Source organism: Flavobacterium sp. 83 (assembly GCF_000744835.1).
Taxonomy (GTDB): Bacteria; Bacteroidota; Bacteroidia; order Flavobacteriales; family Flavobacteriaceae; genus Flavobacterium.
In genome coordinates, this window is record NZ_JQMS01000001.1 from 1,148,507 (window position 1) to 1,171,972 (window position 23,466).

Below are 23,466 nucleotides of genomic sequence, written 5' to 3' on the forward strand. Positions count from 1 at the left end.
ACATAATTTAGGCCCACATTTAATTTTTAAAAATTTATAAATGAACCATATTAAACCCATTTATTATTCTGCTGTTGCTTTTTTTGCAATTGTGGGATGTACTGCTCAAAAACAAGCTCCTAAAACTATTGCACCTATAACGGTAAGTTCTCCATTAGTTATCAAAAAAAATGCTCCTATCACTGAAGCTGAATTGATGCGCTGGAGTCATTTAGATTTAGTTAAAGATACGATTCCGGGAATGAGCGTTGATAAAGCGTATGCTGAACTATTGAAAGACAAAAAAGGAGTAAAAGTTATCGTGGGGATTGTAGATTCAGGTGTTGATATTGATCACGAAGATTTAAAATCAGTGATTTGGACCAATACAAAAGAAATTGCAGGCAACGGAATTGATGATGATAAAAACGGGTTTGTAGACGATATTCACGGTTGGAACTTCCTTGGGGATTCAGGACTTGAAAATTTAGAGATGACCCGTATCCTGAAAAAAGCAGATGACGGATCAGCATTATATAAAAATGCTAAAGCAGATTATGACAAAAAATACAATGAAGCTTTAGAGGGAAAACAGCAAGTAGATTTTCTTTTAAATACCAATAAAGTAATTCAAACGTATTTAAAGAAAGACGATTACACACTTGAAGAATTGAATGCAATTGTCACTACTGATGAAACTGTGAATAAAAGCAAGATGATTATGACTCGCGTTATTGGGCAGTCAGGACCAAAATTTGCCGCTGATATCGAAGAATACAGAAAGTACATTTACGACCAATTAAATTACAATTTAAATAAAGAATTTAATGGAAGGAAAGCAGTTGGAGACAATCCGGATGATATAAATGACAACAAATACGGAAACAATGTTGTTTATGGACCTGATAAAGAAGAGGCATTGCATGGAACGCATGTTTCCGGAATTATTGCACAAGTTAGAAACAACAATATTGGAGGTGATGGAGTGGCAAATAATGTTGAAATTATGGCCGTAAGAGCGGTTCCTAACGGAGATGAATACGATAAAGATATTGCTTTAGCGATTCGTTATGCTGTTGATAATGGCGCGAAAGTAATCAACGGAAGTTTTGGAAAAAGTTATTCTCCACACAAGCAATGGGTTTTTGATGCTATAAAATATGCTGAAAAGAAAGATGTTTTATTCGTACATGCGTCAGGAAATGATGGGAATGATATTGATTTAGAAAAAAACATCAATTTTCCAAATGATGCTGAAGACAACAAAATAGAGTTTGCTAAAAACGTTCTTACTGTTGGAGCTTTGAATGATGTATATGGAGAAGCGGTAGTTGCGCCTTTTTCTAATTATGGAAAAATCAATGTAGATGTGTATGCTCCGGGAATGGAAATTTATGCGTCTGTACCAAATAATAAATACAAATACGAACAGGGAACCTCAATGGCTTCTCCAAATGCGGCCGGTGTTGCAGCGTTAGTTCGTTCGTATTATCCTAAATTATCTGCTGCACAGGTGAAACAAATCTTGATGGACTCAGGAACGCCACTTCCTGAAACAGTAGAATTGGGAGAAAATCAAGAGAAAAAATTAAATGCTGAAACCTCAAAATCAGGAAAAATGGTGAATGCTTACAATGCTTTGATTATGGCTGAAAAAATGTCTAAAAATTAAATTCAACTATTTGTTAATCTAATGGGAGAGCTTTAGTTCTTCCATTTTTTATTTTAAAAATGATGAAAAAAATCCTTTTACTATCTTTTATCACACTAAATTTCAGTGCTTTATTTGCGCAAAGCTCCTCTTATTGGCAACAGCATGTCGATTATAAAATGGATGTCACCATGGATGTGAAAAATTACCAATACAAAGGAACGCAGGAATTGGTTTATACCAATAATTCTTCTGATACCTTGAAAAAAGTATTTTATCATTTGTATCCTAATGCGTTTCAGCCTGGAAGCGAAATGGATGCCAGAATTCAAAGCATCAAAGATCCTGACGCCAGAATGGTGAACAAAATAAAAGTGGACGGTAAGGATGTAAAAGAAAGCCGAATTAAAACGTTGAAGCCTAGTGAGATTGGGTATTTGAATATCACTAATTTCAAACAAGACGGAGTTGCTGCTTCCGCAAAAACAGCAGGGACGATTCTAGAAGTGACTTTGGTAAAGCCAATAGTACCTAACTCAAAAACCACTTTCACGCTGGATTTTGACGGTCAGGTTCCGGTGCAAATTCGTCGTTCCGGAAGAAATAATATAGAAGGTGTTGAATTGTCAATGGCACAATGGTATCCAAAAATTGCCGAATTTGATTTTGAAGGCTGGCATGCTGATCCTTATATCGCCAGAGAATTTCATGGTGTTTGGGGAAATTTTGATGTCAATATTACTATTGATGCAGCCTATACTTTAGGAGGTTCTGGGTATTTACAAAACCAAAATGAAATAGGAAAAGGATATCAAGATGCAGGAGTTACTGTAGTTTATCCAAAGAAAACGAAAACATTGACTTGGCATTTTATAGCCCCTATGGTACATGATTTTACTTGGGCAGCTGATAAAAATTATATCCATGATGTGGTAAAAGGACCTAACAATGTTGATTTGCATTTCTTTTATAAAAACAATCCTAAGACTGCAGAAAACTGGAAAAAACTGGAACCTTTAATGGTTAACGTAATGGATTTTTACAATAAAAAAATAGGAGATTATCCATACAAGCAATACTCTTTTATACAAGGTGGAGATGGCGGAATGGAATATGCCATGTGTACGTTGATGTTAGGGAATGGAACGTTGGAAGGAATTTTGGGAACCGCAACGCATGAGTTGGGGCATTCTTGGTTTCAACATGTTTTAGCTTCAAATGAATCGAAACATCCTTGGATGGATGAAGGATTTACCACTTACGTAGAAGATTTTGTTTTGAACGAAATGGCGGTTAAAAAAGAAGAAAATCCATTCAAAGGAAATTATGCTGCATATTACAAGCTAGTAGAATCAGGTAAGGAGCAACCGCAAACAACGCATGGTGACCGTTACGATGAAAAGAGACCGTATAGTATTTCATCTTATGTAAAAGGTAGTATTTTCTTGTCACAATTAGGTTATGTGATTGGACAGGATAATTTGGCAAAAACGATTAAGAGATATTACCAGGATTTCAAGTTCAAACATCCTACACCGAATGACATTAAGAGAACAGCAGAACGTGTTTCTGGAGCAAATTTAGATTGGTATTTGGTAGACTGGGCTGAAACGACGAATACTATTGATTACGGAATCGCAGCTGTAAAAGAGAATGCCGATAAAACGGTTGTAACATTAGAAAGAATAGGCAGAATGCCAATGCCTATTGATTTGACTGTTGAATATACAGATGGAAGTACAGAAAGTTTTTATATTCCGCTACGCATGATGAGTTTCGAAAAAGAAAACCCAAGTCCAGCTGTAAAAAGAACAGTTTTGAACGACTGGACTTGGGCACATCCTACGTATGAGTTTGCTATTTCTAAACCGAAAACAACGATTAAGAAAATCACCATTGACCCAAGTGGATTAATGGCCGATGTGAAACAAGCCAATAATGTTTATGAAATAAAGTAATTTTTATTAAACCAAAAAGAGTCTAGCGTAAAACTAGACTCTTTTTGGTTTTAAGGAGAAAATTTATTTTTCGGTGCTCAAATTTTTCAACATTTCCACGGTCATGCTTTCCAAATCAAATTTATGTTTCCAGTTCCAGTCTTTTCTGGCGTCTGCATCATCAATACTCGCTGGCCAGCTGTCGGCTATTATTTGACGAAAGTCAGGTTTATAAGTAACAGTAAAGTCAGGAATGTGTTTTTTGATTTCGGTAGCAATCTCTGTTGGAGTAAAACTCATTGCGGCCAGATTATAAGAAGAATGAATTTTTATTTGTTCGACTGGAGCTTGCATAATTTGTATCGTTGCAGCAATTGCATCTTCCATATACATCATAGGCATTTTAGTTTCGGAGGATAAAAAACATTCGTATGTTTTGTCCGAAAGTGCTTTATGGAAAATATCTACGGCATAATCCGTTGTTCCGCCACCGGGAGGCGTAGACCAACTAATCAAACCAGGATAACGGATGCTTCGCACATCAACGCCAAAAATATTGTGGTAGTATTCACACCATCTTTCACCAGCTTGTTTACTGATTCCATAAACCGTTGAAGGTTCCATAATGGTATACTGTGGGGTGTTTTTTTTGGGTGTTGTTGGGCCAAAAACAGCAATACTGGAAGGCCAGAATATCTTTTTTATTTTTTTGGCTTTCGCCAAATTCAAAACGTGAAACAAAGAATTCATATTCAAATCCCAGGCAAAAGCAGGGTTTTTCTCGGCTGTAGCTGATAGTAATGCGGCCATTAAATAGATTTCATCGATTTGATGAATCTCTACAAGATGCTCAATTTGATTAAAATCCAGGGCATTTACCACTTCAAATGGACCTGAATTGACAACATCATTATTCAGTTTTCGAATATCCGAAGCAATTACGTTTTCTGTCCCGTATATTTTTCGCAACTTATGGGTAAGTTCCGTTCCAATTTGTCCGCAAGCGCCGATAATCAATATTTTAGTACTCATTTTGTCTGTTTTGAAATACAAAGATAACGTTTTCGTAAATAACACAAATTTGATTAAAAAAGTTATAAATTTACTAAAATGATGTTTTAAATGGGTGTAGAATTCTTAATTTTTGTTCTTTTAAATATAAAAAGAGCGTCAGGAATATTAGATTGTTATTCCTCTGTCGTAATTCGTAATTGTAAATTTACTTTGTAACTTTGTACTTTAATTCAAATTCAAATGATAAACAAAATAATAGTCTTCTTTTCTCTGATTTTCATCTTGTTTTCGTGTCAAGATGATAGTCAAAAACGGATTTCCGAAAACAAGAAAGAGATTAAAAGAAAAGAAGTCATATTTAAAAACATAGAAAAAGGTTGGGTTTTTTATGACACTCCTATAACGGAGGCTTCTGAAAAAAGTATCGCTACTTGGAATGAATTGCGCATGTTTTTGGCTGAATTAGCTCAAAAGCCTAAAAAATCCATTGGTGCTTTTCAACAAAAAGCGACAGCACTTTCAAAAAAAGCAATGGCTTTAAACGATAATGTACCATTTAATTTTAATCAACCGCAATTAAAAAGCAGAATTTCGACTTTAATCACTAAAGTTCGATTGTTGGATTTATTCATCCATTTGGATAATATTCCTGATAAAAAAGTGACAAAGTTAGTTGCTGAAATCAACTTGGAATTGGTTTCCTTGCAAAGACAAATGGATAAAATTGTAGAAAAAAGTAAAATTCCGGTCGAAGAAGGTGAGGCTGACTTATTGAAAATGATGGATACTGCAAGAGCAATTCCTAATACGCCAGTGCCTAATTCACCAGTCAATCCAAATATGCCACGCGTTGAGTAAAAAAGCCTTATATAACACCTACGATAATTCGCCAAAAACGCAGCAAATAGTTGCTCGTTTATTAGAGAATAATCAAGTAAAAATGCACCTTTCCGGATTACTCGGATCGGCACTTTCCTTTGTAATTCGTGCAATTTTTAAGAAATCAGAGCTTCCTTTTTTGGTTATTTTAAACAATAAAGAAGAAGCGGCGTATTATTTGAACGACCTCGAACAGATGGTTGGTGATCAAGATGTGCTTTTTTATCCCGGTTCATTTCGTCGTCCGTACCAAATAGAAGAAACGGATAATGCGAATGTTTTGCTACGCGCCGAAGTCCTCAACAGAATCAATTCGCGCAAGAAACCGGCCGTTATTGTCACCTATCCAGAAGCCTTATTTGAGAAAGTAGTGACCCGAAAAGAATTGGATAAAAACACGTTGAAAGTTGCCGTTGGTGACAAGATTTCTATTGATTTTATCAATGAAGTTTTGTTCGAATATGAATTCAAAAGAGTTGATTTCATTACAGAACCCGGAGAATTTTCGGTTCGTGGGGGAATTGTCGATGTATTTTCTTTTTCGAATGATAATCCGTACCGAATCGAGTTTTTTGGAGATGAAGTAGAGAGTATTCGTACGTTTGATGTTGCGACGCAATTGTCTATTGAAACGCAAAAAAAGATTACTATAATCCCAAATGTGGAAAACAAAGTTTTTCAGGAAAACCGAGAAAGTTTCTTGGATTATATCTCAGAGAAAACGGTAATTTTTATACAAAATACTGAAGATTTTTTATCACAATTAGACAAACAATTTGCGAAGGCAGAAGAAGCTTTTGAAAAGTTATCGCAGGAAATAAAACGTTCGACACCGGAACAATTGTTCTTGAATCAAGCGGAATTTATAAAAAGAGCATTGGATTTCTCAATTGTGGAATTGAGTTCAAAAGCTATTTTTAGAACCACCAAAAAATTCGAATACCACATTCAGCCGCAACCGTCTTTCAATAAACAGTTTGATTTGTTGTTGAATAATCTGAATGAAAATCATTTCAACGGTTACAAAAATTATTTGTTTTGTTCGAATGATGCCCAAGCCAAACGATTTCATGATATTTTTGAGAGTTTAGATGAGGCCAATTCTGAGAACATCAGAAAACAATACCATACCGTTGTTTTGCCTTTGTATCAAGGATTTATTGATGAGGAAAACCAAATCACCTGTTATACCGATCATCAGATTTTTGAACGCTACCATAAATTTAGTATCAAAAATGGCTATTCGAAAAAACAGAATATCACTTTAAAAGAACTCACAACATTATCCGTTGGTGATTACGTGACACACATTGATCACGGAATTGGACGGTTTGGAGGTTTGCAAAAAATACAGGTTGAAGGCAAAACACAAGAAGCCATCAAGCTCGTTTATGCTGATAATGATATTGTGTATGTGAGTATTCATTCGCTTCATAAAATTTCGAAATACAACGGAAAAGACGGAACGCCACCCAAAATTTACAAATTGGGTTCGAATGCATGGAAGATTTTAAAACAAAAAACCAAAGCACGCGTCAAACATATTGCATTCAATTTGATTCAATTGTATGCCAAGCGCCGATTGGAAAAAGGATTCCAGTTTGCGCCCGACAGTTATTTACAAAACGAATTAGAAAGCTCGTTCATTTATGAAGATACGCCGGACCAAACTAAATCAACGGCAGAAGTAAAAGCCGATATGGAAAGTGACCGCCCAATGGATCGCTTGGTTTGTGGAGATGTGGGTTTTGGTAAAACTGAAGTCGCCATTCGTGCCGCTTTCAAGGCGGTAGATAACAGCAAACAAGTAGCGATATTAGTCCCCACAACCATTTTGGCATACCAACACTACCGAACTTTTACGGAACGATTGAAAGACATGCCAGTTTCTGTGGGGTATTTAAATCGTTTTAGAACGGCCAAACAAAAAGCAGAAACCTTAAAATTATTAGCCGAAGGAAAACTGGATATAGTGATTGGAACACATCAATTAGTCAACAAGAATGTAGTTTTCAAAAATTTAGGATTGTTGATTGTAGATGAGGAACAAAAATTTGGTGTCAACGTAAAAGACAAACTCAAAACCATAGCTGCAAATGTTGATACACTGACATTGACGGCTACGCCAATCCCGAGAACGCTGCAGTTTTCATTGATGGCAGCGCGCGATTTATCAGTGATTACAACGCCTCCGCCCAATCGTTATCCTATTGAAACGAATGTAGTTGGGTTCAGTGAAGAGATGATTCGGGATGCGATTTCCTATGAAATTCAACGTAACGGACAGGTTTTTTTCATTAATAATCGAATAGAAAACATCAAGGAAGTGGCTGGAATGATTCAGCGTTTGGTCCCAAATGCCAGAGTTGGAATTGGTCACGGCCAAATGGATGGAAAAAAACTTGAGGAATTGATGTTGGCTTTTATGAACGGAGAATTTGATGTTTTGGTGGCAACCACCATCATCGAAAGTGGTTTGGACGTTCCTAATGCGAATACGATTTTTATCAATAATGCGAATAATTTTGGATTGTCTGATTTGCATCAAATGCGCGGTCGTGTAGGACGTAGCAATAAGAAAGCCTTTTGCTATTTTATTTGTCCGCCATATTCTGCGATGACGGATGACGCCAGAAAAAGAATTCAGGCTTTGGAGCAATTCAGTGAATTAGGAAGCGGATTCAATATTGCTATGAAAGATTTAGAGATTCGTGGTGCAGGGGATTTATTGGGAGGTGAACAAAGTGGTTTTATCAATGAAATTGGCTTTGATACCTATCAAAAAATCATGAATGAAGCCATCGATGAACTGAAAGAAAATGAATTCAAGGATTTATATCCGGAGGAAAATAATTTGGAAACCAAAGAATACGTCAAAGACCTGCAAATCGATACTGATTTTGAGTTGTTGTTTTCTGATGAGTATATCAATAATGTTTCGGAACGATTGAGTTTGTACAATGAATTAGGCGCAGTCAAAAACGAAGAAGAACTCATTATTTTTCAGAATAAATTGATTGACCGTTTTGGTCCAATGCCACCGCGTGCTAAAGCATTAATGAACAGTATTCGAATTAAATGGATTGCGACTCGAATTGGGATAGAAAAATTGGTAATGAAACAAGGCAAGATGATCGGGTATTTTGTATCGGATCAACAATCCGATTATTACCAATCGAATCGTTTTCAACAAGTGATAAAATTTGTGCAAACCCACAATTCTATTTGTAAAATGAAAGAAAAACAAACGCCGGCTGGTTTGCGCTTGCTGTTGACTTTTGACAATGTGAAGAATACCAGGACGGCTTTGGAATTCATGGAAATGTTGGGTGGGGAATAAAAATATTAAATTTTTTGTTTTAATCACTATATTTGATTTTTACAAATTCATTTCCAATGAAATTAAAATCAATAGACGAGTTTTACAAGGAAATCTCTGGAGACTCCAATGCGGAAACGAACACATTATTGCCACATGGTATTCAAAAAGAAATAGGGCATTTCAATGTTTTCAATATCAAAGAGCTTTTTGAAACATTCAAAGAAAAGCCCGTAATGCCTTATGATCGTAGAGCCTATTTTAAAATAAGTTTGATAAAAGGGAAGAATAGAGCCGAATATGCTGACAAAGTAATAGATATAGAAAAAAATGCATTGCTATTTGCTACGCCAAAGATCCCGTATCATTATGTTCCACAAGATTTGCAGCAACAGTCCGGTCATTTTTGTGTTTTTACGAGCGAGTTTTTAACCAAAGATAAAAGCGGATTAGATTTAGATAGTCTTCCAATTTTTCAACCAGATGGCTATCCTATTTTTGAAGTTTCCGAGGAGGATGCTGTCGAAATTGATTTGATATTCAAAAAGATACATAAAGAAATCAACTCTGATTATGTGTATAAATACGATTTGATTCGAAATTATGTGGCAGAGTTAATACACTTTGGGCAAAAGCTACAACCTGTAACAGCTTTATATTCAAAACACAATTCGGCAGCCAGAGTTTCTTCATTATTTGTGGAATTATTAGAAAGACAATTCCCAATTGAATCACCTCGACAACGATTAGAATTAAAATCAGCTAAAGATTTTGCCGCTCAATTGTCCATTCATGTCAATCATTTGAATAAAGTTTTAAAAGAGAATACGGGTAAAACGACTACTGAATTAATCAGTGACCGATTGATTCATGAAGCTAAGGTTCTATTAAAAGAAACTGATTGGAACATTTCAGAAATTGCGTATTCACTCGGTTTTGAGGAACTAGCACATTTCTCTAATTTTTTCAAAAAACAAACAACATTGACTCCTATAGCTTTCAGAGTTTGAATAGATTGATTTGAATTTTGCAAACTCTGGATTGATATTTACAATTGGCTAGCGTTACTTCTACACTAATTTTGCTGTATTAATTTAAAACAACTATTTAAGATGGAATCAAAGAAAAAGAAAATAGCATTAGTAACCGGTGGAAGCCGCGGATTAGGGAAAGATATGGCTTTGAGTCTGGCTAAAAAAGGACTTGATGTAGTGTTAACGTACCATAGTAAAAAGGAAGAGGCGGAAGCTGTTGTGAAAGAAATTGAAAATTTGGGACAGAAAGCAGCAGCTATTCAATTGAATGTAGCTGAATCAAGTAGTTTTGATTCTTTTTTTCAAAATGTAACAACGGCTTTAAAAAGCACTTTTGATACTGATAAATTTGATTTTTTAGTCAATAATGCGGGTGTTGGAGTTCATGAAAGTTTTTTAACAACTACCGAAGCACAAGTAGATAACATGGTTAATATTCATTTCAAAGGAGCGTTTTTTCTAACTCAAAAAGCGGTAGCAGTAATGAATGATGGTGGCGGGATTATAAATATTTCTTCAGGATTAACTCGTTTTTCTATGCCTGGTTACGCTGCTTATGCGAGTATGAAAGGTGCAATAGAAACATTGACAAAATACCAAGCAAAAGAATTAGGTGAAAGAAAAATTAGAGTAAATATTGTAGCGCCTGGCGCGATAGCAACTGATTTTGGTGGTGGTGCAGTTCGTGATAATGAGCAATTAAATCAAATGATTGCTTCGTTGACTGCATTAGGACGAGTAGGATTACCCGATGATATTGGTACCGTAGTTGCTTTTCTATGTACAGAAGATGCTAAATGGGTGAATGGACAACGCCTTGAAGTTTCGGGAGGAATGAATTTGTAAGAATAAATATAAGATCAAAAAACTTATATTATTTTGAAAATAAAAAAGGGGGTATGAAAATTAATTCATACTCCCTTTTGTGTTTTTAAAGTAATTGTTTTTATATCCTTATTTTATAATCACTTTTTTAGTAACATCAAGATGATTCGTGTTAACATTAACGAAATACAATCCTGTTGCTAAATTGTGGTCAATTTTTGTGGAGACATCAAATTGTTTTACTAAAACAATTTTCCCATTCAAATCAGTAACTGTCACTGTTGCAAAATCATTAGCGTCCAATTCTGGTAAAATTATATTAAACTGATTGTTGGTTGCTGGATTAGGATAGATTATAATCAAAGTAGTTTCGCTTTCTTCATTTGAAATACTTTTTGAATTTGATAAGCGAGAAGTTGCAGTTCCAGCTGCGACTGCGTTCAACTGCCATTGTGCACTATAAAAACTATCTTGAGCCCCTGAATATTGGGCAGCTCCTGTTTGTCCTTCTACATTTACAATACTTGCTGGTTGCCATTTATTTCTAATTCTAATCCAAGTGCCATCAATATATTCGGGAGTCCATTGCGCACTTGACCAGCCTGCCGTAATCGCTCCACATTGAACAGAACCCGTTTGATTTTCGATGTGCATAAATTCTCCAGTACCTAGGTTTTTGAATTGTGTGTAGCGGCCATCCACCATTACTTTTTCCCAGCGATAATTATTGTTTGCTACGGTCGCACCATAACCTACATTAGCCCCGGCATCGTAGAGATACGTTCCTTTCCATCTGTTTTTGATGGTATAATAATAGAGGTTCGTAACAACAAGATATTGATAAGGATTTAAGGTCATTGTTGCACCAGAAGTTAAGTTAATTGTTGCTCCGGTATATACCTCTTTGAAAGAACCTGCCATGGCTGCTGGAACAACAAAAGTTGAGGATGATCCTCTGAGGTTTGTGATAACGGTAACTTTTTCACTTCCAGATGTTTTGGTAAAAGCACAAACGTTTGTGTTTGAATAATTGGTCATTGTGCCACGTCTTATGGCTACGCTTGAGTTTCTAAAATTTAGTATTTTAGTAAAATCTGTTTTTGCGGTAGTATTACTCCAATTAATTTTTACAGAAGTATATGGCCATGGAATTATTTGATTAAAATCGGCTTCTTGTCCGCTGGTTAAGAACGGAACCCCTCGCATGTAAGCGGATACTAGAAAATTTGCGATTACGCCATCGTGACCTCCAAAAACATTCATGGCTGTTTCAGTAGTTTCTGAGTCATGGTTAGCGGTATATCGGGCAATTTGTTGTGAGGCATTTGCCGAAGTATATTCAGTATTGGTAACTGTTTGAAGTTGGGCTACAGAAGTCCCCGAGTGAACCGATTTAAGTGTATCACCATACCATTTAAACCCAAAATTCATATCAAAACCGGAAGTGAAATTTTGAGCAAAAGTACCTTCTGCGAATAGTATTAATTTATGCGAAGTAATACCTCTTAAATTACTGATGGCTTGCGTCCAGAAAGTAGCAGGAGCGCTATCAGCAAAGTCACAACGATACCCGTCAATATTGGAAGCAAAAACCCAATAACGCATGGCATCAATCATTGCCGTTTTCATTGCTGTGCTATTGAAATTTAAAGCGGCTACATCAGGATACGTACTTAATTGCTGTATCACGCCATTACTTTGAACATAGTAATCGGGATGTTGGGTAATCCAGGGATGATCCCAGGAAGTTTGATTGGCAACCCAGTCTAAAATAACTGCCATTCCTCGGCTATGAGCGGCATCAGAAAGGTTTCGTAAATCAGTCAGAGAACCATATTCTGAACTAACTGCTTTGAAATCTTTGATGCAATAAGGAGAATTAGAACTTCTGGAATCAGTTCCGTAAGGGTAAATAGGCATTAGATATAACACATTAATACCGAGGGCTTTGATTCGGTCTAAATCGGCTGTTACAGCCGCCAAATTACCAGCTGCACTATGCGGACGAATATGCACTTGGTAAATGTTTGCATCTCTGGGATCTGACACTCCTGTATATGGGGTTCCGTACTGAGCAGGATCTTGTGCAAAAATAGAACTCGCAAATAAAATCATCAAAAGATTCAAACAAATTAGGAGCACTTTCGATTGGTTGGAACGGTTATTTAATAGTTTAGAAGTTATTTTTTTCTTCATTGGTTTTTTGGTTTTTGGTTAATTAGATTGGTTAATTTTTTTGCATAAACTTTAATAGAGGGCCGTTGTAATGAGTTTTTTTTCTATTTTTAAAATAGAATTGTAATTAAAACTATAGAGTTACTAGTATTAATAATTGTTTCGCTCCTTTTTTGAAGATGTAATTATTATAAGTTCCGGTTTGATGAAAAATTAGTTTTAAAAAGATAAAAAAACACCTCGTGAGAGGTGTTTAAAACAAAATCCAAATTATATTTAAAACTTATATTGTAGTAAAATCTCATTTGTATTTTTAGCACTGGCCATCGTTGAAATAGTACTCATTTCATAAGCATATCCAATGATGAATTTCTTGTTAAGAATAAAATTAGCCATTGCTGCATAGGCTTTATCTGTTCGATACAATGCACCAACTTCAAAATTATTCTGTATTTGCAACATGGTACTGAAATCAACAGAAAATGGTGCAGCAGTAACATATCTAGCCAACACAGATGGTTTTAATACTAATGTACCCGCTGGATTAAGATTAAAATCATAACCACCGCTTAGATAAACTCTAGGTTTGTTGGTTTCTACTGTTGCATATCCATTATCATTTTTTGCATTTTGGATATTTAATAATTTTGGAACCGAAAGCGATACATAGAATTTTTCGCTTTTTAATAAGGCACCTGCACCAAAGTTGGGATTAAAAGTGTGAATGGAACCAAAAGCAGGATCTGCTTCAACTGAATACAGTTCTAATCCAGCTGTATTTAGATTAAAATTAGTACCGCCAGCATTGATACCCAAATACAAATCGGTGCTTTGAGTCATTTTTACTTTATAAGATAAATTAATGTCTACAGCCGTTTGTTTTTCTATAAAAGTAGAAGAATTGACAACAGCGATTCCAAAACCAAGATTATTTGCTATTGGCATTCCAAAAGAAACTGCCTGAGTTTTTGGTGCATTTGCAATTCCGCTCCATTGATTTCTAAGGGAACTTGTAATTACGGTTTGCCCATCAACACCTGCATAAGCAGGATTGATAACATTCATGTGGTATTTGTAAAAAGCGAAAGAGCCTTCTTGTTGGGCAAAAACCGAACTACCAATTAAGAGTAGTGTGGCCGCCAATATATAATGTATTTTTTTCATGTTACTTTTTATTTATAAATTATTTAGCAATGTAAATCCAGCCTTGTTTGTCAATAGAACCATCATTACCTAAATCAATTTGATAGAAATAAGAACCTACAGCTACAATTGAACCGGTGTTTTTGTATTCTCCATTCCAATCATTTTGGTAATCTTTAGAAAAATAGACTTCGGCTCCTGTGCTGTTTAATACGCGAACGGAGGAATTAGGATGATTTATTAAATTATTTATAAACCAAGTGTCATTTTTACCATCTCCATTTGGAGAAAATCCTTCGGCAACATTTATTTCAACTAAATCACATGCATCACCAATACCATCATGGTCAATATCTGCCTGATCTTGATTATATGTTGTAGGACAGTTATCATTTACATCCAAAACACCATCAAAATCATGGTCTTCGTTATAGACTTCGATTGTGAAATTTTTAGTTGTAGCGCCAATTGAATTCGTAGCAGTAACAGTATAGCTGATTGCAGCTGTCTCTACAGTTGGTCTTCCGCTTATGGCTCCTGTACTGGTATTAAAACTCATGCCGGTGGATAAAGAAGGATTGATGCTAAAAGTCGATACCGGATTTGAAGTTACAGTAGGTACTACCGCTTCCATTACTATGTTTATTGGTAACCTAAGGTTTCCTGCATATGTTAAAGCTGTTGGTATTCCCTGTATTTCAATACTAATTGTTTTTGAAGAAAAACCATAGCTATTGGTTGCAGATACTGTGTATACTGTTGCAGATTGAATGCTTGTTGGCGTTCCACTGATAATACCAGTAGTGGCGTCCAATTGAAGTCCTCCAGGTAATGCTGGATTTACAGTATATACAAGATTGCCTAAACCTTCATCTACTGAAGGAACTAAGCTTGTAATAGCTGTATTTGTAACAAAAATAGTAGGGGTACTATAGTTTAATTTACTTGGTGCAGAAGGGATTAAAATGCTATATTCTGCGGTCGTTTTATTAAAAATAATGTTATAAACACCGGCTGTTGGTACAGTTATAGGATTAGCATCAACAACTGCGGTTCCTGATGGAAAGTCTGTTCCTCCCCAATTGTAAGGTAAGGTCCAAGCGTGATCCCCTCTAAATTTTAATGCACCTGGTATTAAAGAAACTCCGTCAAGTGTATAAACAATTCCATTTGAAGTCGTCATATCCGTATCGGTTACCCAGGCTCCTGGGGTAGCATCTCCAAATATACTTATGGTTTGAAATGTGAAACTGTAAACTCCAGTTGTTTTATTAAAAGTGATGTTGTAAATACCTGCTGTTGGTATTGTGATACCATTTGCATCAACAACTGCTGTTCCTGAAGGAAAGTCGGTTCCTCCCCAATTGTAAGGTAACGTCCAAGCATGATCCCCTCTGAATTTTAATGCACCTTGTACCAGAGAAACTCCGTTAATTGTGTAGTGAATGCCATCTATAGTTGCCATGTCAGTATCCGTATTCCATCCGCCAGGAGTCGCATCACCAATTAAACCTACTATAGCATATACTATTTGTGGGGTGGCAAATGAATAAGCTCCAGTTGTTTTATTAAAAGTGATATTATAAATGCCTGTAGTTGGTATAGTTATAGGGTTAGCATCAACAACTGCTGTTCCTGAAGGAAAGGCTGTCCCTCCCCAATTGTAAGGTAATGTCCAAGCGTGATCCCCTCTAAATTTTAATGCTCCTTGTACTAAGGAAACTCCATTAAGAGTGTAAATGGTACCGTCAGTAGTTGTCATGTCAGTATCGGTTACCCAAGCTCCCGGAGTCGCATCTCCAAATATACTGATCACTTGATAGTTTACTGGTGGAATTGTAATTGAATAAACTCCAGTAGTTTTATTAAAAGTAATATTATAAATACCTGCTGTAGGTACAGGTATAGGATTGGCATCAACTACCGCTGTTCCTGTAGGAAAATCTGTTCCTCCCCAATTGTAAGGTAATGTCCAAGCATGATTCCCTCTAAATTTTAGAGCACCAGGAATCAAAGAAACTCCATTAAGGGTATAAATAGTCCCGTCTGTAGTTGTCATATCAGTATCAGTTACCCAAGCTCCTGGAGTGGCATCACCAAATATGCTTATGGTTTGAAATGTAAAACTATAAACACCCGTAGTTTTATTAAAAGTAATATTATAATTACCCGCTGTTGGTACGGTTATACCACTACCATCGACTGTTGCAGTTCCTGAAGGAAAACTTGTTCCTCCCCAATTGTAAGGTAATGTCCAAGCATGATCTCCTCTAAATTTTAATGCGCCAGGAATCAAAGAAACTCCATTAAGAGTATAAATAGTCCCATCTGTAGTGGTCATGTCAGTATCAGTTACCCAAGCTCCCGGAGTTGCATCACCAAATATGCTTATTACTTGAAAACTTACTTGCGAAACGACAAATGAATAAACTCCAGTTGTGATATTGAAAGTAATATCATAATTACCAGCGGTTGGTATTGTAATACCATTGGCATCAACTACTGCTGTACCTGAAGGAAAAGCGGTGCCTCCCCAATTGTAGGGTAATGTCCATTCGTGATTTCCTCTAAATTTTAATGCTCCTGGAATCAAAGCAACTCCTTTAAGAGTATAAGTTGTTCCATCAGTAGTGGTCATATCAGTATCCGTTGTCCAGCTTCCTGGAGTCGCATCGCCGAATATACTGATCGTTAGAAAAGCTGAATTCTGTTTTTCTTCCGAAATAAGCGGTGGCTTTTTTGCATTTGCAAAAGAAATTGTCAAAAGACAAATAATAAAAAAGAGTAATTTCTTTTTCATAGTTTTTTGGTTTTTAAGTTAGTATTAGTATTTATTTTTTTGGTAATTCTGTTTAATAAACCATATTACAAAACAGGTGTGTTTGCAATATGGTTTGTGTTTTATTCTTCAAATTAGATTTTTTTTAAACCCTTCATTTCTAAAACAGTCCCTTCTTTGATACTGATGGCAGTACCTCCACCGGGAGCGATGTATTGTTTCAAAACACTTTTTGAAGTCACTATGATTTTTTGAATCGTATAATTTTGTGGTTTTTCGTTCCAACTGGCGTCTTTAGCATCCGAATAAACTGTTGCGATGTATTTTTTACCTTTTGGAAGATAATCAAAAGCAATAGTTGCCGTTCTTGCATTTTCATCAGTTATACCACCCACGAACCATTCGTTTTTACCTTTTGCTTTACGGGCAATAGTGATGTAATCTCCTGGCTCAGCTTCTAGGATATAGCTATTGTCCCAGTCTACTGCAACATCTTTGATAAACTGAAAAGCATCTGGAAAACGATTGTAATTGTCCGGAATGTCAGCTGCCATTTGCAACGGGCTGTACATGGTCACATAATAAGCTAGTTGTTTTACCAAAGTAGTATTGACACGTTGGTTTCCACCAGTTTTGTAGTAGGTAAGATCGGTTTGAAAAATACCGGGTGTATAATCCATTGGTCCACCCATCAAGCGGGTAAATGGTAAAATAGTGGTGTGTTCCGGAGCTAATCCTCCCATGGCTTCAAACTCTGTTCCCCTAGCTGATTCTTGTGCAACCCAGTTCGGATAGGTACGGTTTAACCCCGTAGGACGAACCGCTTCGTGGCTGTCAATCATGATTTTATAATCGGCAGCGCGCTCCGCTACGTGTATGTAATGATTGACCATCCATTGTCCGTCATGGTGTTCACCACGAGGAATAATCTTCCCTACATAACCTGTTTTTACAGCATCATATCCATTGGCATTCATAAACTCAAAAGCACGGTCCAAACGACGTTCGTAGTTTGTTGCGGCTCCAGAAGTTTCGTGGTGCATGATAATCTTTACGCCTTTTGCGGCAGCGTATTCATGTACTGCTTTTACATCAAAATCAGGATAAGCAGTTGTGAAATCAAAAACTTCTTCTTTCCAATTGTTAATCCAATCTTCCCAACCTACATTCCAACCTTCGATAAGGATGGCGTCAAAACCATTTTTTGCTGCAAAATCAATGTACTCTTTGGCATGTTCCGTAGTCGCTCCGTGTTTTCCATTTGGCGTAAGCTTAGTAAAATCTTGATTTAGTTTCACATTAGTCTCTTTTCCGTACGCCCAAGTGCTTTTTCCAGCTACGAAATATTCCCACCAAATTCCAATGTATTTTACTGGTTTTATCCAAGAAACATCTTTGTAACTTGTAGGTTCGTTGAGGTTTAAGATTAGTTTTGAAGCCAAAATATCAGTGGCCTTATCACTTACCACAATAGTTCTCCAAGGCGTTTGAGCATCCGTTTGCATGTATCCTTTATTCCCAACAGCGTCCGGAGTAAGATGACTGCTCATTTTGAAAGTTGTTGCATCCACGTTTAAAGACATGGCGGGATAATTAATCAATGCCGCTTCATGAATATTGATGTATAAACCATCTGAAGATTTCATCATAGAAGGTGTTTGTACCGCCAAATTTTTTATTGGCCATTGGGAATTGATTTCAACGGTAGCTTTTTTCATCAAGGAAGGAATCTCCGAAATCTTTGATGTGGTATAAGCATATTCATTTGTGTCATAATCTCCCGGAATCCAGAAAATTTTATGATCTCCTGCCAATTGAAATTCGGTACGTTCTTCTTTGATTACAAAATAATTCAAATCATTTTGTTTTGGAAATTCATATCTAAAACCCAATCCATCGTTGAATAAACGAAACCTAATTCGGATGTAGCGATTATTGTTTTTGGCTTGCGCCAAAGTAACTAGCAGTTCGTTGTAATTATTACGAATCGTTTTTTGTTCGCCCATAACAGGATCCCAATTAACATCGACAGCCGTTTGGGTTGTGTTTGTAATAGAAAATCCATCAATGAATGATGCTACATCTTTTGTTTCTACTCCTAAAGTACTGGGTTTGATAACCGGTTTTCCCTTATAAGTCAATTGGTAAGAAGGCACTCCATTTTCTCTCAATTCAAATTTTAGAACAAGGTTTTTGTTAGGCGAATTGATTTCTTGTGCGAGCATCCATAATGGGCTTGCACAAACGAATAGAAATAACGCATGAAGACGTATTTTTTTAAGTCTAAAGTTCATGTTTTTTATTTTTTAATTAATTAATAAAGGATGCTATTCTGGTTTAATATGGTGCTTTAATTTAGATTAGGACCGTTTTTTGAATGCGCTAAATAGGTATGAATCGTTCTTGTGGAACTTTCACAGCGTTGTAGGAATGGATGTTAATCCATCCTTAATAAATTGACGCAAAGGCACAAAGGCATATAGGTTCGAAGCATTTAAAAAATTTAAATAAACTATCAAATTGCTTAAAAACAAGAAAGTGATATGAATTAAATCTTTTGTGCCTTTGTGTTTTGCGGCAATAAATGGAATAGTGTTTTGGCTAACGGATGTTACCTAAAATTAATTTTCAGCATTAATTTTTCAATACTTTATATTGAAACGGCAATAAACTTATTTGAGTAGTAGCTGATATTGCAGCACCGGTAAATCCATCTTTCCAAGTCATTTTAGATAATGAAACGGGAATAGTATAATTGACAGTTGCAGAGGTTAAGTTAGATAACACAAAGACTTTTTCAGTAGCGGTTTCCATAGTGAATGCACTTACAGCATCACTACTATATCCTTTGTAAGTCCCCTTTTTTAGTGCATTGCTAGAATTTCTGAAAGCAATGATTTTCTTATATTCGGCTAGCATATCTAGATCGGCAGTACTCCAGTCAATAGGGGTACGGTTAAAATAATCGAGTCTTTTATTGTAACCTACTTCTTGTCCGTTATAAATCATAGGTACTGAATTCATGTACGAAGCAACGACAAATGCTGCAATAGAACCTTTTTTTCCACCAAATAACTCTAACGGTGTACCATCAGAAAGGTTGACATCATGATTGGTTGTATACCTAACAATCCTATTTTCAGGATTATAATTATTAGCATATTCGGTAGCATTCGAATCTTGTAAAGTAGTAGCCGATTTACTCTCTTTAAAAACTTTTTCCAAAGTACTGAAGAAGTTAAAACCAAAAGTATAATCAAAACCAGCAGCAAATTGACTCACTTTTGATCCTTCTGCAAGCATTAATATATTCTGATTTTTCTTAATTTTTCTTAAAGCGGTAATAGCTTCTGACCAAAAATTCTGAGGAACAAAATCAGCATAATCACATCTAAAACCATCTATGTTTGCACTGTAAACCCAATAGGACATTGCATCAATCATCCCAGTTCGCATTTCAGTATTAGTAAAATCTAACTGTGCGACATCATTATAATTAGTTCCGGGAGGAATAATAATATTTCCGTTAGCATCTTTTTGATACCAATCCGGGTGAGCGGTAATCCAAGCGTTATCCCATGAGGTATGGTTAGCAACCCAGTCCAATATAACTGCCATGTTTTTTTTGTGGGCTTCCTCTACCAAAACACGTAAATCTTCCAAAGTTCCAAAATCCGTATTTACAGCTTTATAATCTTTAACAGAATATGGAGATCCTAATCCACCTGCAGATCGAACGACTCCAACAGGATAAATAGGCATTAAATAAATAACATTAACCCCAAGTTCTTGAATAGCAGTTAGTTTTTCCTGAACCCCCTTTATAGTTCCTGCCTGACTAAAAGCACGAATGTTTACTTGATAAATGACGGCATCTTCTTTTTTAGGCATTTTTTCAAACCGTGTTCCATATTGTGGATAAGCCGGAGCTGGAGTTGACTCATTATCCGAAGAACTGCATGAAGCTAGTACCGAAGAAAAGATAAGTACAAAAACGATGTTGATATATAATTTCATTTTTTTTGATTTTTAATAATAACCGTTAAGAACTTAGAAATGGTTGCATCCCTTCCTCTTTTTCAATAAAAAGGGATGCTTTTTAAAACACTAACTAACCATTTTTTAAGCTAAACGAGTATTTTGTTTATTAGATTTTTGTGACTGTGTAAGTAGCAGTAACAGGATAAAGACCGGTTGTTGCATCTTTTTCTTGTATAGAAAACGTTACTTCATAAGTACCGGGTTCACTAACATCATAAGCTCCTTGATTGTCTATGTACATTATGCCATCAGTATTGTTTTTTGGGCCATAATTTATTGTCCAAGCATTATTAAGCCTGAATTTTAAAGCACCTGCGCTTAAAGTCCCTTTAAATTTCCACACTTTTAGTTGATGATCATACGTCATATTAGTAGAGTTGTCCCAGCCACCTGCAGTTGCGGTACCAATTATTCCCCAAGAAAAAGGCGTAGCTGTCCATTTTGCAGTGTTTAGGTTTACAGTCATTTGATACGAACCCGCTTTTTCAATTTGAAAATCAGTATCACTACCATTAACTATATTTCCATTGGCGTCAGCTCCGTAAAATTGACTCCAGCTTCTTTCATTGGTGAATTTAAATCCTAAACCTTGTGTTTCTGGAAAAGTCACATATCCTTGAAAAATACCGCTATCAATTGCTTTTAGTTCAGCAGCAGTATTTACATCCCAACCTTGGTAACTTCCCGGCATATAGATTGCTCCAAATACCACTTTTTTAGCAAAAGGGGTTACACTTAATTCTATAGGATTTGAATATATTTTTCTGTCCAAAGTTGATTCTACACGAACTACTATTTTTCCTGCAACATCAACTGGAAGACCTAATTTAATAGCCATTTTATTAAGGTCACTTCCTGAAAAAGCTTTGCTTAATACATCTACTCCAACTTCTACACGAACTGCTTTTGACCAAGCTGTAGCTCCTACTGCATCTGCTGGGATATCAAATTCCAAAGCATACGTTACAGGTGCATTCACAGGAAATGTTACTGCAGGCCATGATAGGGTTAGCACAGATAAATTTTCGTTTTCTGTAGAAATTACTATAGCATTTGACGAAGCCTCTATTGGACCCGAAAAATTCACTTCTTTTAGAGAGGTAAGTATGGCATCATTTTCACAGGAGACACCAAGGAAAAGTAACGCGCAAATTACGAATAACTTGTTTATATATTTTTTCATAATAGTTCTATGTTTAGTAACCTGGATTTTGTTTTATTCCTTTGTTTGCATCCAATGCCGCTGTTGGTATTGGGAACAATTTTCTGTAATTAGCAGAAACACCTCTGAAATCATTCGCTAATAAGAATTTATCAAAACGAATCATATCTTGTCTTCTGTGTCCTTCCCAGTTTAACTCAAATCCTCTCTCATTATAAACATCGTCTAATGTTGGATTTGCAGCTAATATTCCAAGTCCGGCACGTTGTCTGACAGAATCTATGAATGGTTTTGCAGCAGCGGCATTACCAAGTCTAACATTACATTCTGCTTTCATTAATAACACATCCGCATAACGATAGATAGGAAAATCATTTGATGCTCCACCGCCGTCCATAGGTGTAACAGGGTAAAATTTAGTATTACGAACACCTGCTTGTGGTGCTGCTCCAGGATTGTCCAGTGAAGCTACATCAATAGAATAATTTACTCCTCCGCCTTGGTCTCCATAACGGAATTGTTTTTTACGAATGTCTTTGTCATCGTATTTCAAAAAGAAATCTTTAGGAACAATAGTACCATTCCATCCACTGTAACCTAATAAGGTTTTTGCATCAGGACCGTTTAGACTTCGAACTGTAAAAATATTGCGAGACACTACATTTGCAGTAGCAAACATGGCTAATATGGTTTCGTCATCCGGGAGTACATCACCAAATAATTCGTAGTATTTGTTCCCCATTGGGCTAGAAGCATTAGCTGCACCAGAATGAAGGGAGAATCCTCCGCCACTCACTTTATCACAAGCGGCTAAACATTTTTCCCATTCAGGAGTACCAGTATATACTCCGGCATTCAAATAGACTTTAGCCAATAAAGTGTACCCTGCCCATTTGTTGAATCTTCCGTAATAGTTTCCTCCTTTGGTAGCCGAAAGAGTTTCCACATTTTCGGTTAACTCTTTTACGATGAAATTATAAACCTCTTTACGGCTTGATTGTGGAATTTGATCTACAGTTATATTGTTATCCGTGTAGAAAGGAACATCTCCAAAATCATCTATCAATAAATAGTAGAAAAAGGCTCTCAATACTTTAGCTTCGGCAATTTTTGAAGGTTCAGCATTTGATTTTTCTAATTGGTTAACGGCTAAATTGGCATTGAAAATAGATTTATACAACCATCTCCAAGTGTTGTTTATAAAAGAATCCGTTGGCAACCAATCGTGTTTGTATAAACGAGCAAAATCCAATTCCCAGTCACCGGTTGTTCTATGAGGAATAACTTGTTCATCCGAACTAAAGCAGTTTAAGTCATACCAGCCTCTGTCTGCTCCAGCATATCCTACACCATCCCAATTCCCGCCAACTTGGGCGTAAACACTTGCCAATGCAACATCAGCTCCTTGTGCAGACCCATAAAAGTCGTCTGCTGTATATTTATCATATACTTTTTCATCAACATTGGTACAACCAACAAGTAATAAGAAACTTAAGCTTCCTATTAGCAATATATTTTTGATTTTCAT

Annotated in this window: 14 protein-coding genes; 6 read left to right on the plus strand and 8 right to left on the minus strand. The window is 36.1% G+C overall.

All coding sequences use genetic code 11. The features are described 5' to 3' along the window. Positions 1–40: 40 nt before the first annotated feature. Complete coding sequence (locus T410_RS05005) at positions 41–1,651, plus strand: S8 family peptidase (protein ID WP_035669139.1); 1,611 nt, start codon at positions 41–43, stop codon at positions 1,649–1,651. A 62-nt stretch (positions 1,652–1,713) separates the two neighbouring features. Continuing rightward, positions 1,714–3,588: a M1 family metallopeptidase gene (locus T410_RS05010; protein ID WP_035674121.1), complete on the plus strand. Its 1,875-nt coding sequence runs from the start codon at positions 1,714–1,716 to the stop codon at positions 3,586–3,588. A gap of 63 nt (positions 3,589–3,651) precedes the next feature. On the opposite strand, the gene T410_RS05015 is transcribed toward T410_RS05010, so the two are convergent. Further along, positions 3,652–4,599, minus strand: a complete 948-nt coding sequence (locus T410_RS05015; RefSeq protein WP_035669140.1) for an L-threonine 3-dehydrogenase — start codon at positions 4,597–4,599, stop codon at positions 3,652–3,654. A 222-nt stretch (positions 4,600–4,821) separates the two neighbouring features. Here T410_RS05015 and T410_RS05020 point away from each other — a divergent pair, with 222 nt between their 5' ends. The 4 genes from T410_RS05020 (at position 4,822) to T410_RS05035 (ending at position 10,659) form a co-directional block, all read left to right on the plus strand. After that, positions 4,822–5,439 (plus strand): hypothetical protein, encoded by a 618-nt coding sequence (locus T410_RS05020; protein WP_035669141.1) that lies wholly within the window; start codon positions 4,822–4,824, stop codon positions 5,437–5,439. Next, the gene (gene mfd, locus T410_RS05025) at positions 5,432–8,800 is read left to right on the plus strand and encodes a transcription-repair coupling factor (protein WP_035669143.1); all 3,369 of its coding nucleotides are present in this window, start codon (positions 5,432–5,434) and stop codon (positions 8,798–8,800) included. The genes T410_RS05020 and mfd overlap by 8 nt, the downstream gene beginning before the upstream one ends. A gap of 56 nt (positions 8,801–8,856) precedes the next feature. After that, entirely contained in the window at positions 8,857–9,789 is a 933-nt protein-coding gene (locus T410_RS05030) for an AraC family transcriptional regulator (protein WP_035669145.1), read from the plus strand. Between the two features lie 102 nt (positions 9,790–9,891). After that, the gene (locus T410_RS05035) at positions 9,892–10,659 is read left to right on the plus strand and encodes an SDR family NAD(P)-dependent oxidoreductase (RefSeq protein WP_035669146.1); all 768 of its coding nucleotides are present in this window, start codon (positions 9,892–9,894) and stop codon (positions 10,657–10,659) included. 108 nt (positions 10,660–10,767) lie between these two features. Here the strand turns inward: T410_RS05035 and T410_RS16430 are convergent, their stop codons facing one another. The 7 genes from T410_RS16430 to T410_RS05070 all read right to left on the minus strand — a co-directional run bounded on the left by T410_RS16430 (position 10,768) and on the right by T410_RS05070 (position 23,466). After that, entirely contained in the window at positions 10,768–12,834 is a 2,067-nt protein-coding gene (locus T410_RS16430) for an alpha-amylase family glycosyl hydrolase (protein ID WP_081897806.1), read from the minus strand. A gap of 255 nt (positions 12,835–13,089) precedes the next feature. Next, positions 13,090–13,977: a type IX secretion system membrane protein PorP/SprF gene (locus tag T410_RS05045; protein WP_035669148.1), complete on the minus strand. Its 888-nt coding sequence runs from the start codon at positions 13,975–13,977 to the stop codon at positions 13,090–13,092. Positions 13,978–13,996: 19 nt separating this feature from the next. Next, complete coding sequence (locus T410_RS05050) at positions 13,997–16,756, minus strand: gliding motility-associated C-terminal domain-containing protein (RefSeq protein WP_081897807.1); 2,760 nt, start codon at positions 16,754–16,756, stop codon at positions 13,997–13,999. Positions 16,757–16,869: 113 nt separating this feature from the next. Then, positions 16,870–19,029 (minus strand): glycoside hydrolase family 97 protein, encoded by a 2,160-nt coding sequence (locus T410_RS05055; RefSeq protein WP_035669152.1) that lies wholly within the window; start codon positions 19,027–19,029, stop codon positions 16,870–16,872. A 340-nt stretch (positions 19,030–19,369) separates the two neighbouring features. Continuing rightward, on the minus strand, positions 19,370–20,752 hold the full coding sequence (locus T410_RS05060) for an alpha-amylase family glycosyl hydrolase (RefSeq protein ID WP_035669153.1): 1,383 nt from the start codon (positions 20,750–20,752) through the stop codon (positions 19,370–19,372). Positions 20,753–20,882: 130 nt separating this feature from the next. Further along, the gene (locus T410_RS05065; protein WP_035669155.1) at positions 20,883–21,959 is read right to left on the minus strand and encodes a SusF/SusE family outer membrane protein; all 1,077 of its coding nucleotides are present in this window, start codon (positions 21,957–21,959) and stop codon (positions 20,883–20,885) included. 13 nt (positions 21,960–21,972) lie between these two features. Then, a complete protein-coding gene (locus T410_RS05070; protein WP_035669157.1) occupies positions 21,973–23,466 on the minus strand; it encodes a RagB/SusD family nutrient uptake outer membrane protein in 1,494 nt (497 codons plus the stop codon).